The organism is Actinomyces wuliandei (assembly GCF_004010955.1).
Classification (GTDB): Bacteria; Actinomycetota; Actinomycetes; order Actinomycetales; family Actinomycetaceae; genus Actinomyces; species Actinomyces wuliandei.
Genome location: NZ_CP025227.1, coordinates 1,035,358 through 1,048,641 on the forward strand (window position 1 = coordinate 1,035,358; position 13,284 = coordinate 1,048,641).

General features: G+C 70.5%; 13 protein-coding genes. 10 read left to right on the top strand and 3 right to left on the bottom strand.

The annotated features are described in order from the left end of the window. Nucleotides 1-212 precede the first annotated feature (212 nt). From CWS50_RS13185 to CWS50_RS04270, 3 genes are all read left to right on the top strand, one after another. The gene (locus CWS50_RS13185; protein WP_206610468.1) at nucleotides 213-755 is read left to right on the top strand and encodes a LysM peptidoglycan-binding domain-containing protein; all 543 of its coding nucleotides are present in this window, start codon (nucleotides 213-215) and stop codon (nucleotides 753-755) included. A gap of 99 nt (nucleotides 756-854) precedes the next feature. Next, nucleotides 855-1,310, top strand: coding sequence for a transcriptional regulator NrdR (gene nrdR, locus CWS50_RS04265; RefSeq protein WP_127841788.1), 456 nt, complete (start codon nucleotides 855-857; stop codon nucleotides 1,308-1,310). Between the two features lie 89 nt (nucleotides 1,311-1,399). Beyond that, nucleotides 1,400-2,533: a glycosyltransferase family 4 protein gene (locus tag CWS50_RS04270; RefSeq protein ID WP_127841789.1), complete on the top strand. Its 1,134-nt coding sequence runs from the start codon at nucleotides 1,400-1,402 to the stop codon at nucleotides 2,531-2,533. An 84-nt stretch (nucleotides 2,534-2,617) separates the two neighbouring features. Here CWS50_RS04270 and CWS50_RS04275 read toward each other — a convergent pair whose 3' ends face one another. Further along, nucleotides 2,618-3,352 carry an IclR family transcriptional regulator gene (locus CWS50_RS04275; protein WP_127841790.1) on the bottom strand — a complete coding sequence of 245 codons (735 nt, stop codon included), beginning with the start codon at nucleotides 3,350-3,352 and terminating at the stop codon, nucleotides 2,618-2,620. Between the two features lie 170 nt (nucleotides 3,353-3,522). Here CWS50_RS04275 and leuC point away from each other — a divergent pair, with 170 nt between their 5' ends. The 5 genes from leuC (at nucleotide 3,523) to CWS50_RS04300 (ending at nucleotide 9,176) form a co-directional block, all read left to right on the top strand. Next, nucleotides 3,523-4,980: a 3-isopropylmalate dehydratase large subunit gene (gene leuC / locus CWS50_RS04280; RefSeq protein WP_127841791.1), complete on the top strand. Its 1,458-nt coding sequence runs from the start codon at nucleotides 3,523-3,525 to the stop codon at nucleotides 4,978-4,980. Between the two features lie 107 nt (nucleotides 4,981-5,087). Further along, nucleotides 5,088-5,735, top strand: coding sequence for a 3-isopropylmalate dehydratase small subunit (gene leuD, locus CWS50_RS04285; protein ID WP_127841792.1), 648 nt, complete (start codon nucleotides 5,088-5,090; stop codon nucleotides 5,733-5,735). Nucleotides 5,736-5,954: 219 nt separating this feature from the next. Continuing rightward, nucleotides 5,955-7,277, top strand: a complete 1,323-nt coding sequence (murA, locus tag CWS50_RS04290) for a UDP-N-acetylglucosamine 1-carboxyvinyltransferase (protein WP_127841793.1) — start codon at nucleotides 5,955-5,957, stop codon at nucleotides 7,275-7,277. 151 nt (nucleotides 7,278-7,428) lie between these two features. Then, nucleotides 7,429-8,166, top strand: coding sequence for a lysophospholipid acyltransferase family protein (locus tag CWS50_RS04295; protein ID WP_127843237.1), 738 nt, complete (start codon nucleotides 7,429-7,431; stop codon nucleotides 8,164-8,166). Further along, nucleotides 8,163-9,176 (top strand): NAD(P)H-dependent glycerol-3-phosphate dehydrogenase, encoded by a 1,014-nt coding sequence (locus tag CWS50_RS04300; protein WP_127841794.1) that lies wholly within the window; start codon nucleotides 8,163-8,165, stop codon nucleotides 9,174-9,176. Before CWS50_RS04295 ends, CWS50_RS04300 begins: the two co-directional genes overlap by 4 nt. A 113-nt stretch (nucleotides 9,177-9,289) precedes the next feature. Here the strand turns inward: CWS50_RS04300 and CWS50_RS04305 are convergent, their stop codons facing one another. Next, nucleotides 9,290-10,024, bottom strand: a complete 735-nt coding sequence (locus CWS50_RS04305) for an AMIN-like domain-containing (lipo)protein (RefSeq protein WP_243118461.1) — start codon at nucleotides 10,022-10,024, stop codon at nucleotides 9,290-9,292. A gap of 179 nt (nucleotides 10,025-10,203) precedes the next feature. Here CWS50_RS04305 and CWS50_RS04310 point away from each other — a divergent pair, with 179 nt between their 5' ends. Both CWS50_RS04310 and thiL read left to right on the top strand, forming a co-directional pair. Then, complete coding sequence (locus CWS50_RS04310) at nucleotides 10,204-11,370, top strand: D-alanine--D-alanine ligase family protein (protein WP_127841795.1); 1,167 nt, start codon at nucleotides 10,204-10,206, stop codon at nucleotides 11,368-11,370. Continuing rightward, the gene (gene thiL, locus CWS50_RS04315; protein WP_127841796.1) at nucleotides 11,357-12,673 is read left to right on the top strand and encodes a thiamine-phosphate kinase; all 1,317 of its coding nucleotides are present in this window, start codon (nucleotides 11,357-11,359) and stop codon (nucleotides 12,671-12,673) included. Before CWS50_RS04310 ends, thiL begins: the two co-directional genes overlap by 14 nt. Nucleotides 12,674-12,891: 218 nt before the next feature. Here the strand turns inward: thiL and rpmB are convergent, their stop codons facing one another. Beyond that, a complete protein-coding gene (gene rpmB, locus CWS50_RS04320; protein ID WP_127841797.1) occupies nucleotides 12,892-13,083 on the bottom strand; it encodes a 50S ribosomal protein L28 in 192 nt (63 codons plus the stop codon). Nucleotides 13,084-13,284 lie beyond the last annotated feature (201 nt).

A 13,284-nucleotide genomic window follows, 5' to 3' on the forward strand; every position in this document is an offset into this window, starting at 1 on the left:
GTGTTCTGGAGGAGCTCGTGAGTGCTGCTGCCGTCCCCCCGTCGTCCCGCCCCGCCCAGAAGGCGCGCGGCTCGGGTCCTGCCTCCCGGGTTCCTCATCGGTGCCTGAGCCTGGTTCCTCCCGCGTCCGGAGGCGGGGGGCGGCAGCGCCCGCGCCGCACGGGTACTCGCCGCGGGGCCGGAGGCTCGACCCACCTGCGACTGGTGCCTGACATGACCGTCCCTGCGCGTCCTGACGGGGGCGGCAGCCGGACGGCCTCCCGGCTGCCCCAGGCTCCCCCTCGACGGCCGGGTGCTCCCCTGGCTGTGCGTACTGTGCGTGCTCCCGCTGTGCGTCCCCCTCAGGTGCCGTCCGCTCGCCCGGCGGCCCGTGCCGCACGGCATCGGCTCCGCTACGGGGGTGAGGTGGCGCCCGGCGGTGCGTCGCCCGGCTCCCCGGGAGCCGACAGGGCGTGGGCCTCGTCTGCTCCTGCCGCCTCTGTGCCTGCTGCGATACGGTACCTGGCCGCAGGCCTGGTGGTTGGCCTCGTGGTGGCGGTGCTGGCCGCCGGGGGCATCGTGCTGTCGACGCTGGGCCAGCTGGGCTACACCGGCACCTCCACGGCGGTTGTCCAGCCCGGGCAGTCCCTGTGGGACCTGGCCTCCTCGACCGGGGCCCCCGACGTTGCCGAGACGGTGGCCGTCATCGTCGAGCTCAACAGCCTGGAGACCTCGTCGGTGCGTGCTGGTCAGCGTCTTGTCGTTCCGGTCCCCTGAGGGCCTGACGTGGAGCCGGGGTGCCTGAGGCTTGCGGTGTGACGCGGCTGGCGTTTAGTCTCCAAGGTGTCGGTCAAGCGATCACCTGGAGGTCGTCCCGTGCACTGTCCCTTCTGCCGCCATGACGGCTCCCGGGTCGTGGACTCACGAACCGCTGAGGACGGGACCTCGATACGTCGACGACGTCAGTGCCAGCAGTGCGGTCGGCGCTTCACCACCCTGGAGACTGCCAGCCTCTCGGTACGCAAGCGGTCGGGGGTGGTGGAGCCGTTCAGCAGGGACAAGGTTATAGTCGGTGTCCGCCGAGCCTGCCAGGGGCGTCCAGTCTCCGACGACGACCTGGCTCTCCTGGCCCACAAGGTCGAGGAGGAGGTGCGGGCCACCGGTCAGGCTCTCGTGGACTCCCACGAGGTCGGTCTGGCCATCCTCGGCCCGCTGCGCGAGCTGGACCAGATCGCCTACCTCCGGTTTGCCTCCGTCTACTCCTCCTTCGAGTCGCTGGAGGACTTCGAGGCTGCTATCGCCGAGCTGCGGCAGGTCGGCTCCCAGGGCTGAGGGGCGACCTGGGGGTGGCTCGGGGGCGTGAGGCCTGGACGGGCTCCTGCACCCGGTGACCGGGGGCGGGCGGTGGCACACTGGGCACTATGCGCGTGCTCATCGTGTCTGACTGCTACGCCCCCCGCCTGGGCGGGATCGAGACCCAGGTGCGGGACCTGGCCAGGAACCTCCTGCGACACGGGCACGAGCCCGCTGTCGTCACCGCGACGCCAGCGGGCACTCGCCGGGGGCGGGACGTGGAACGACCCGACGGCTTCCCTGTATTCCGTACCACCGTGCCCCTTCCTGCCGAGCTGCCTGTCCACCCCCGGGCGCGCGGCGAGCTGACGTGGCTGATGGAGCACCTGTGTCCCGACGTCGTCCACGTCCACGTCGGCGTGGTCTCGCCTTTCGCCTGGCCGGGTGTCGCGGCCGCGCGCCGTTGTGGCGTGCCGACGGTGATCACCTTCCACTGCGTGCTCGGAGGCTGGTCACGGGCTGTCGGACAGCTAGGGGGCCTCAGCCCGGTCCGGCTGTGGCAGGAGGCGGGAGCCGACCTCACGGCGGTGTCCTCCATGCTGGCGCAGCAGGTGCTGCGGGCAGGTGCCTGTGAGCCGGTCACGGTGCTGCCCAACGGCATCAGCCTGGCCGACTGGCACCCAGGTCCGTCAGGGGAGGGGCGACCGCCCGGGGCGCCGTTGCGGGTCGTGGCCTCGCTGCGCTGGATCGGGCGCAAGCGCCCGCTGCAGGTGGTGCGGGCCTTCGCTGAGGCGGTGCGGCGCTCGGGGCGCCGCGACGCGGTCCTGGATGTCTACGGTGACGGCCCCCTGCGGCATCGTCTGGAGCAGGAGGTGGCCCGCAGCGGCATGGCCGAGCGCATCACCCTCGTGGGGCGCGTGGACCGCCCCGAGCTGGCGCGTGCTTTTGCCCAGGCGGATGTCTACCTGCAGACCTCCCCGGCCGACTCCTTCGGGATCAGCGTCCTGGAGGCCCGCACCGCCGGGCTGGCCGTGGTGGCGCTGGGGTCCTCGGGGGTCGGGGACTTCATCGACCACGGTGTGGACGGGCTCCTGGCGGAGGACGACGCAGGCCTGGCCGAGGCCCTGGCCGGGCTCATGGCGGACCCCCGGCGCCTGGAGCGCATCAAGCACCACAACAGGACTGTCCCCCCTGCCCCGGAGTGGGACAGCGTCACGGGTATGAACGTGCTGGCCTACCGGCGGGCACAGGCGAGGGGCTGAGTGAGTGTGAGCCAGAGTGAGTCGGCGGGAGTCGGTAGGTCAGAGCCTTAGAGCGAGAGGGTGAGCTGACCGGGTGCCAGCCTGTCAGCGGTCCTCGTCGTGGCGCAGGGCCTCTGACAGGCGGCGTGCTGCGGCTACGACGACGGCGCCGTGGGTCCGTCCGGGCTGGCGGCCCATGCGGTCGATCGGTCCGGAGATGGAGATGGCGGCGATCACCTTCCCGCTGCTGCCGCGCACCGGCGCGGACACGGAGGCGACCCCGGGTTCCCGCTCTCCCACCGACTGGGACCACCCGCGCCGTCGTACCGCGGACAGCATCGTGGCGTTGAACCGGGAGCCGACCAGGCCGCGGTGAAGACGGTCCGGCTCCTCCCAGGCCAGCAGGACCTGGGCCGCGGACCCTCCCTGCATGGACATGGTGGCACCCACAGGGATCGAGTCGCGCAGCCCGATCGGGCGCTCGGCGTTGGCGACACACACGCGCACGTCTCCCTGACGCCGGTAGAGCTGGGCGGACTCGTGGGTCTTGTCGCGCAGGGCGGCCAGGACCGGGCCCGCAGCCACCAGGAGGTGGTCCTCGCCCGCAGCCCTGGCCAGCTCGGCGAGCCGGGGGCCCAGGACGAACCTGCCCTGGGAGTCGCGGGTGACCAGGCGGTGGTACTCCAGGGCCACCGCGATACGGTGTGCGGTGGGGCGGGCCAGGTGGGTGGAGGCAACTAGGTGCGCCAGGGTGGCGGGGCCGGACTCCAGGGCGTTGAGCACCAGTGCGGCCTTGTCGATGACACCGACGCCGCTGCTGCTCTCAGTGGGGTTGTCCATACTCTGATACTGCCATTTCAAGGTATGAGACTTCAAGTATGCTGGCCTACAAGAAGTGGCGTGGTGTCAGCATAACGTCCTCAGCGGGACGTGGAAGCGGCGGCGTCCCTCGGGCCGGGCCGCACGTTACCGGGCTCGTGCTCGTGCCTCAAGGAAAGGACGGCTGCGCGATGGGAATGACTCTCGCTGAGAAGGTCTGGCGCGACCACATCGTGTCCCAGGGTGCTGACGGGGCGCCCGACCTGCTCTACATCGACCTGCACCTGGTCCACGAGGTCACCAGTCCCCAGGCCTTCGAGGGCCTGCGCCTGGCGGGCCGCCGGGTCCGCCGCACTGACCTGACACTGGCCACCGAGGACCACAACACCCCGACCCTCGACATCGACCTGCCCATCGCCGACGTCACCAGCCGTGCCCAGATCGAGACGCTGCGGGCCAACTGCGCCGAGTTCGGGGTGCGTCTGCACTCCCTGGGCGACGCCGACCAGGGCATCGTCCACGCCGTCGGTCCCCAGCTGGGGCTGACCCAGCCAGGGATGACCGTCGTCTGCGGCGACTCCCACACCTCGACCCACGGTGCCTTCGGGGCGCTGGCCTTCGGTATCGGCACCTCGCAGGTGGAGCATGTCCTGGCCACCCAGACCCTGCCCATCGCACCGTTCAGGACCATGAGCGTCACCATTGACGGGGACCTGCCCCCGGGCAGTGGTGCCAAGGACATCATCCTGGCCATCATCGCCAAGATCGGCACCAACGGGGGTCAGGGGCACGTCATTGAGTACCGTGGCCGCGCCATTGAGCAGCTGTCCATGGAGGCCCGCATGACCATCTGCAACATGAGTATCGAGGGCGGTGCCCGTGCGGGCATGATAGCCCCCGACCAGACTACTTTTGACTACATCCGCGACCGTCCCCACGCCCCCCAGGGGGAGGACTGGGACGCGGCGGTGGAGTACTGGTCCTCCCTGCGCACCGACCCGGATGCCGTCTTCGACACCGAGGTGGTCCTGGAGGCCAATGACATCGAGCCCTTTGTCACCTGGGGCACGAACCCGGGCCAGGGGCTGCCGATCTCGGGCAGGGTCCCGGTCCCGGAGGAGATCGCCGACGAGACCGAGCGACTGGCCGCCCAGCGTGCCCTGGAGTACATGGACCTGGTCCCAGGCACGCCCCTGCGTGACATCAAGGTGGACACCGTCTTCCTCGGCTCGTGCACCAACGGGCGGATCGAGGACCTGCGCGCCGCCGCTGAGGTGATCCGAGGCAGGGAGAAGGCCAAGGGCCTGCGCATGCTGGTGGTCCCGGCCTCCGCGCGGGTACGGCTCCAGGCTGAGGCCGAGGGCCTGGACCGGGTGTTCACGGGCTTTGGCGCGGAGTGGCGCAACGCGGGGTGCTCCATGTGCCTGGGCATGAACCCGGACCAGCTCAGCCCGGGCGAGCGCGCCGCCTCCACCTCCAACCGCAACTTCGAGGGACGTCAGGGCAAGGGCGGGCGCACTCACCTAGTGTCCCCGGTGGTGGCGGCTGCCACAGCGGTGCGGGGTCGCCTGTCCACGCCCGCCGACCTGCCGGACCTCCCGCCTGAGGTCCTGGAGGACCTGGAGCCCAGGGCCGACAGGCGTGGCTGAGGCCCGTCGCCCGTCCGGACGACGGGCTCAGGCCACGCACGACATGACAGGACGTGCTCCAGGGCATGCACCAGGACGCACACCAGGACAAAGGAGCCGGATCAGACATGGAGAAGTTTGTCCGCCACACGGGGGTCGGTGCTCCGCTGCGGCGCAGCGCCGTGGACACCGACCAGATCATTCCTGCTGTCTACCTCAAGCGCATCACGCGCACCGGGTTTGACGACGCCCTGTTCGCCTCGTGGCGTGCGGGTGATCCCGACTTCGTCCTCAACCAGGAGGCCTACAGGCGGGCCTCCGTGCTCGTAGCGGGACCGGACTTCGGAACAGGGTCCTCGCGCGAGCACGCGGTGTGGGCGCTCAAGGACTACGGGTTCAGGGTGGTTCTGGCCCCTCGCTTTGCCGATATTTTCCGGGGCAACTCCGGCAAGCAGGGGCTGGTGACCGGGGTGGTGACCCAGGAGGACTGCGAGCAGCTGTGGAAGGTCCTGGAGGCGGAGCCGGGCACCGAGGTGACGGTGGACCTGGAGCACCGCAGCGTGGAGGCGGCGGGCTTGCGCTGCTCCTTCCAGATCGACGACTACGTGCGCTGGACCCTCATGGAGGGTCTGGACGACATATCCCTGACCCTGCAGCACGAGGAGAAGATCGAGGCCTACGAGCAGGCTCGCCCCGCCTACAAGCCACGAACCCTGCCCGCCAGGCACCTGCCCAAGGAGCAGGTCGTCTCCGCTCGCTCGACACAGGCGCCCTGAGGCCGCCAGGCCACTGGACCTTCCACTAGTCCTGGGTCCTTCCCCTGAGTCCCTCCCCCGAGTCCTTCCCTGAGTCCAAGGACACCCCGGTCGGACCGTTCTCCGGCCAGCCTGGCCGGGTGCGCACGCCTATGCTGGGACAGCCCCGGCTGTGACCCGTTCCGGGGCCGGGGCGGTCGTCACCGCGTCGCGCACGGTCTGCACGTGATGGAGGAACACATGGTCGATGGTCTGCTCCAGGTGGAGGGCGGTCGTCCGCTCAACGGTGAGATCACTGTGCGCGGTGCCAAGAACCTGGCCCCCAAGGCCATGGTGGCTGCGTTGCTGGGCACCACTCCGTCAGTGCTGCGTAACGTCCCCCTCATCCGTGACGTCGACGTCGTCTCCGGGCTGCTGAGCCTGCACGGGGTGTCTATCGACTACGACCAGCGTGAGGGCGTGCTGCGCCTGGACCCCTCCAAGGTTGAGGCGGCCCACGTGGCAGACATTGACGCCCACGCGGGCTCCTCACGTATCCCGATCCTCTTCTGCGGCCCGCTGCTGCACCGGCTCGGAGAGGCGTTTATTCCTGACCTTGGCGGGTGCCGCATCGGTGACCGTCCCATAGACTTCCACCTGGAGATCCTGCGGCAGTTCGGGGCGGACGTGGACAAGCAGGCCCAGGGTATCCGGCTGACTGCGCCCCACGGCCTCAACGGCACCGTCATCGACCTGCCCTACCCCTCTGTGGGCGCCACCGAGCAGACCCTCCTCACCGCTGTGCGCGCCCACGGGCTGACTGAGCTGCGGGGGGCGGCTGTCGAGCCTGAGATCATGGACCTGGTGGACGTGCTGCAGAAGATGGGGGCCATCATCTCGGTGGACACCGACCGCACCATCCACGTCGAGGGTGTCGAGGAGCTCGGCGGCTACAACCACGCCGCCCTGCCGGACCGTATCGAGGCGGCGTCCTGGGCCTCGGCGGCCCTGGCCACCCGGGGCGACGTCTTCGTGCGCGGGGCTCGCCAGAGCCACATGACCACCTTCCTCAACACCTTCCGCAAGGTGGGCGGTGCCTTCGACGTGCGTGACGACGGTATCCGCTTCTACCATCCTGGGGGCGACCTGCGCTCCAGCGTGGTGGAGACCAACGTCCATCCCGGCTTCATGACAGACTGGCAGCAGCCCCTGGTCGTGGCACTGACCCAGGCCGAGGGGCTGTCCATCGTCCACGAGACCGTCTACGAGAACCGCTTCGGCTTCACCGGCGCCCTGCGCAAGATGGGCGCCACGATCCAGGTCTACCGCGAGTGCCTGGGGGGCACCGCCTGCCGCTTCGGTCAGCGCAACTTCTACCACTCGGCCGTCATCTCAGGACCCGCACCACTGCGGGGTGCCGACATCGTGGTACCGGACCTGCGCGGGGGCTTCTCGCACCTCATCGCCGCCCTGGCGGCAGAGGGAACCAGCCGCGTCGAGGGCGTCAACCTCATTGACCGCGGCTACGAGAGCTTCATGTCCAAGCTGGCGGCTCTGGACGCGGACGTGACTCGTCTGGCCTGAGGGCGCAGGAGAGGGGTGGCCTCGGCCTCCAGGCGCCACCTGGCGGACGGAGAACGGCTAGAGTCCTGTCGTGGCCCACCCTCAGCAGACCCGACAGTTCACCCCGTTCTACCGTTTCGCCGCCCAAGGCGTGATCATCCCCTTCCTGCGGATGGTCTCCCGCCAGCAGGTGAGCGGGGTGGAGAACATTCCCGCCGACGGTGGCTTCGTCGCGGTGGCCAACCACCTGAGCGACCTGGACTCCCTGACCGCGATGCGCAGCATCGTGGACGCCGGTGTCCCGATCTACTCCCTGACCAAGTCGTCGCTGTTCCGGGTACCTGTCCTGGGGTCGGTCCTGCGCGCGGGAGGTCAGATCCCGGTGCAGCGCTCGAGCTCGGCGGCGTCCGGCTCCCTGGCCGAGGCGGAGAGGGTGCTGCGTGCCGGGGAGGCCGTCATGGTCTTCCCAGAGGGAACCCTGTCACGTGACCCGCTGAAGTGGCCCATGACAGGGAAGACAGGTGCTGCTCGGCTGGCCATGGCCACGGGGGTACCGGTCCTGCCCATGGGCCAGTGGGGCGCCCACATGATCCTGGACACCTACTCCGTGAGGCTGCGCCCCCTTCCGCGCAAGGACGTCAGAGTCAGGATCGGCGAGCCCCTGGACCTGTCACGTTTTGGCAGCGACGTCACCGACCGCGAGGCCGTGCGTGAGTGCACCGCGGAGATCATGCGTGCCATCACCAGCCTGGTGGAGGAGCTGCGGGGGCTGAAGGCCCCGCGTCCCTTTGACCTGAAGTATGACGGGGACCCGGGACGAAGGAGGGTGGGGGTGCGACGCCCCGACCCTGTGGGGCCTGGGGCGGCCAGCCCTGAGTCACGGCCGCACCTGGGTGAGGAGCAGGCGTGAGGGCGGCGGTCATCGGCTCGGGGTCCTGGGGCACTACCTTTGCCTCCCTCCTGGCCCAGGCGGGTACCCCCGCGACCGTGTGGGCGCGGCGCCGTGAGGTGGCCGAGGAGATCAACGCGGGTACCAACGAGCGCTACGTGCCGGGCCACCGCCTGCCGTCGACCGTGCAGGCCACCACCAGCAGGTCGCAGGCGGTCCACGGCGCCCAGCTGGTCGCGGTAGCCCTGCCCTCCCAGGAGGCGCGCGGTGTCCTGGAGCCGCTGGGGGGGACCCTGGGGGAGGAGACAGTGGTCGTGTCGCTCATGAAGGGGGTCGAGTTGGGGACGGGGCTGCGTATGAGCGAGCTTCTCACCCAGGTCCTCAGGGTGCCCCCCGGCAGGGTGGCCGTGGTGTCGGGGCCGAACCTGGCCGACGAGATCGCTGCCGGGCAGCCCACGGCCACGGTCGTGGCCGCCCGCGACGAGGCAGTGGCTCGTCTGGTGGCTTCCTCCTGCGCCACTACCACCTTCCGCCCCTACACCAACACCGACGTCCTGGGGGTCGAGCTGTGCGGGGCCGTCAAGAACGTCATCGCCCTGGCCGTGGGCGCTGCCACCGGGCGCGGTATGGGGGACAACTCGCGGGCCACGATCATCACCCGCGGCCTGGTGGAGATCACCCGCCTGGGCCTGGCGCTGGGCGCCAGGCCGGAGACCTTCGCGGGCCTGGCCGGCATGGGTGACCTGGTCGCCACCTGCTCCTCGCCCCTGAGCCGCAACCAGGCCTTCGGGCGCCACCTGGGGGAGGGGATGAGCGTGGACCAGGCGGTGGCGGCCTCACGGGGAGTGGCGGAGGGGGCCAGGTCGGCGCGGGCGGTCCTGGACCTGGCGCTGGCTCACGGGGTGGAGATGCCGATCACCTCTGGGGTGGTGGCAGTTGTGGAGGGCACGGCTACCGTCGCCGAGGTCACTGACGTCCTGCTGGCGCGTCCTCGAAAGGCGGAGGGGGTCTACGCGCCGCCCCACGGCTGAGGGCACTTGAGGGCACTGAGAGGGTTTACAAGGCAGGCTGCCAGGGGTCGCTGAGTTATAAGGACTCAGGACTCCAAGGAGCACTCCTGAGAACGGGAGGCGAGGGCGGGTCTCTAGTTCTCGCTGTCTCCGAGCTCCCCGGCGTCGTCGTCTGCCACGTCAATAACTAGGCGGGTGGGGCTGGAGAGGGTGAAGACGCGGTAGGTCTGGGAGTCAGTGCCCAGTACCACCTGGAACTGGTCCTCCACAGCCAGGTCCACGTGGGCCTGCTCGATCCCCTGGGCGTCCATGTCGAAGTGTGTGGTCCCGGTGTAGGCCAGCTCCTGCTGCTCAGGACTTGTTGGCATGGTGGCGCCGGTCCCGGTGACCAGCAGGGTGTAGTCGCCGCCGACGGCGATGGGCTCCCCCTTGCCCAGGGAGTAGGCCTGGTCGGTCCACAGAGGTGACCACCCGGGGGCACCCTCACCAGCCAGCTCGACGACGATTCGGTCGTAGCCCTCGTCGTCGTGGGAGCCCACGCGTACATCGGTGATGACCAGGGCGGAGCCCTCAGCGGCGTCCTGTCCCTGGCTGCCGCTGCCCCAGGCGGGGGCGCCCTGACCGCCCCGCTCCTCCTGGGTCAGCGTCCCGGTAGTCGTGGGCACCTGGGAGGCAGCAGCGGCCGGGGACGACGGCGTAGGTGACGTCGTGGGAGAGGCGGAGGCACTGGCGGTCGCGGCGCCCTGGAGGCCTGCGGCACTGCCCGGTGTCCGGGTGGAGCAGGCGCCAAGGCCCAGGAGGGACAGGAAGGATACGGTGAGCATGATGGCAGCGGGGACAGCAGCCGGGTGCGACACGCGGTGGCCCATGGGTCCTCCTGAATCAGCGCAAGAGCCTGGCGGCAGGTACCGGTGCCCCTGGTGCCGTGCTGCCCCTGGACGTGCCTGCGGACCAGGGGGCAGGCGCGGACCTGCCTGGTACGCATAAGTATAGCCCGCAGAGCGGGGGCCGGTTCGGTGAGGGCGGGGACCGCGCTACGATGGCACCCATGTCTGACCAGCAGGAACCTGTGTCCCCACCGTCCTCCGGCTCGCGCAGGCCGCGTGTCGTCGTCCTCTTCGGCGGGCGCAGTGGCGAGCACTCGGTGTCCTGTGCCACGGCAGCGGGTGTCCTGTCAGCCATCGACCGGCAGCGCTACGAGGTGGTGCCGGTGGGTATCACCAGGAGCGGTCAGTGGGTCCTGGTCGACGACGACCCGGCAGCCCTGGAGCTGGTCGAGGGCCGCCCGCCGGTGGAGATCACCGGGGAGGGCGCGGGGCGGGGGGCTGTGACCGTCCCGCAGGGAGGGCGGGGCACCGTCCTCGTCGCCACGCCCGGGCAGCCGCCGCGTGAGGTGGTTGTGGACGTGGTCCTGCCCCTGCTGCACGGTCCCTACGGTGAGGACGGGACGGTCCAGGGCCTGCTGGAGACGGCGGGCCTGCGCTACGTGGGGTGTGGGGTGCTGGCTAGCGCGGCAGGTATGGACAAGCAGGTCACCAAGGTCCTGCTAGGTGCGGCCGGGATCCCCACCGTGCCTCACGTCGTCGTCAGTCCCCGCACCTGGCGCCGCGACCCTGAGCTGGTCCTGGACGCGTGCGAGGCGCTGGACTACCCCCTGTTCGTCAAGCCGTGCCGGGCCGGCTCCTCCCTGGGCATCACCAAGGTGGACCGTGCCCAGGACCTGCCTGCGGCCATCACGACTGCCAGCGCCGTGGACCCCAAGGTGCTGGTGGAGTCCGGCGTCCAGGCCCGTGAGATCGAGGTGGCTGTCCTGGGAGGACGTGACGGGCAGGCTCCCAGGGTGGCTGAGCCCGGGGAGGTCCTCATGGATCCTGAGCAGGGCGCCGGGGACTTCTACGACTACCAGACCAAGTACCTGGCCCATGACGCCGTCTCCATGGTCTGTCCTGCCCCCCTGCGCCCCGAGGAGCGGCAGCTTCTCCGGGACACCGCTGCACAGGCCTTTGACGCCCTGGGGGGCGAGGGGCTGATGAGGGTGGACTTCTTCCTGACTGCGCAGGGGCAGGCGCTTGTCAACGAGGTCAACACCATGCCGGGGTTCACGCCCTACTCCATGTACCCCTACATGTGGCAGGTCTCGGGCACGGACTACACCTCCCTGGTGACCGAGCTGATCGAGCTGGCCCTGGAGCGCTCCACGGATGTCAACCGCTGAGGCGGGAGGCGGCAGCGGGAGCCTCCTGGGAGGGGGCGGGTCTGCCGGGGTCAGCTCCGGCGTCCCTGACGCCTCCGCCCAGTTCCGGGACCAGGTTGTGTCCGGGCTGAGCGAGGAGGCGCTGCTGAGGCTGGTCGCCCCGCTGCTGCCACCTGCCGGTGCCGCGCTCGTCGGCAACGGTGACGACTGCGCCGTCCTGGGTCTTCCTGACGCGCGTGCCGTGGTGGGGACCGACGTCCTGGTTGAGGGGCGGCACTTTCGGCGGGAGTGGTCCGGTGGGCACGACGTCGGGGCGCGGGCCGTCGCCCAGAACCTGGCTGACCTGGCTGCTATGGGTGCCCGGGCGGCTGCTGTAGTGGTCGGTCTTGTCCTGCCTGCGGACACGCCGGTGTCGTGGGTGCTGGACCTGGCCCGGGGGATGGCCCGGGTGTGCGAGGCGAGCGGGGCCGGTGTCGTGGGGGGTGACCTGAGCTCGGGAGACAGCACTGTGGTAGCAGTGACTGCCCTGGGCAGCCTTGAGGGCAGGCAGCCCGTGCTGCGCAGCGGCGCCAGGCCCGGGGACGTCGTGGTCCACGTTGGCAGCCTGGGCTGCAGCGCCGCAGGGCTGCGTCTCCTGGAGGCCGGGATGGAAGAGGACCGGCGGGTGCGCGCGTTGCCCCAGGCCCTGCGCTGCCTGAGCCTCTTCCGTGTCCCGCGGCCGCCGCTGGAGGCGGGTCCCGCCCTGGCTGACCTGGGTGCCACTGCCATGATGGACGTCTCCGACTCCCTGCTGCGTGACGCCGACAGGATGGCCAGGGCCAGCGGCGTCGTCATTGATGTCCTGACCGCTGACGTCCTGACCACCGAGGCCCTGGGCGAGGGCCCTGCTGGTACGTGCGAGCACGGCGGTAGTGCTGGTAAGGCTGGTGGTCTCCCTACCGCTGGTGAGGCGGGTGACGGTGGTGGTGGCACGGCGGCAGTCCCGCAGGGAGGTCGGCACCTGGTCGGTGCCGTGGCGGCCGAGACGTCCCTCCTGACGCCCGTGGCTGCGCTGCTCGACGGCGAGGACCCGGCCACCGCCCGCGCCCGGGCACGTCAGTGGGTGCTGACCGGGGGAGAGGACCACGGTGTGCTGGCCGCCGTCGCGCCACGGGCACTGAGGCGGCTGCCACCGGGCAGCCGGGTCGTGGGCCGCGTGCGACGTCCCGGGCCGCACCAGGATCCGGGGGTGCTCGTGGACGGGCGTTCTCCTGCCCTCGTCCCTGATCGTGACGAGGCTGGCGGCACCGGCCTGGGATGGGACCACTTCGGGACCCGGGGCTGAGACGGTCCGTAGCCGAGTGCCCGCCTGCCGGTGCTGCCCGCTGGTGCCCGAGGGTGGGCAGGAGGGTGCGGCAGGCCTTGGGGGTATGGGAGGTATGGCTGGGAGGCGCAGGGGGTCCTGGTGCACCGGTAACGTAAAAGCCGCCACCCTGGGGTGACGGCCCTGGTGCCGGGAGGTCCGGCAGGCCCGACAGACCGGGGACGGTCCGGCGGAGGCGCTCAGATGTTGCGTGTGACCTTACCTGCCTTGAGGCAGGACGTGCACACCTTGAGGCGCTTGGGAACGCCGTTCACAAGCGCGCGGACACGTTGGATGTTCGGGTTCCACCGACGGTTCGTCCGCACGTGGGAGTGCGAGACGTTCTTGCCGAACATGGGGCCCTTGCCGCAGACGTCGCACACAGCAGCCACGGTCTCACTCCTGATTCTTCCGTGTGAGGGGCGAGTGAGCCCGACCGGCTCATCGCTGGGTCAGCCACCCGGAGGCTACGCAGCCGGGCAGCCCCGATACCATAGCGGACGCGCCAGAGATACCCAAGCGGGAGCGGCGTGGGCTCAGGCACACTGCGCCCGGGCCGAGTCCGGGCCGACGGGCCGGGTCGTGGCCGGGAA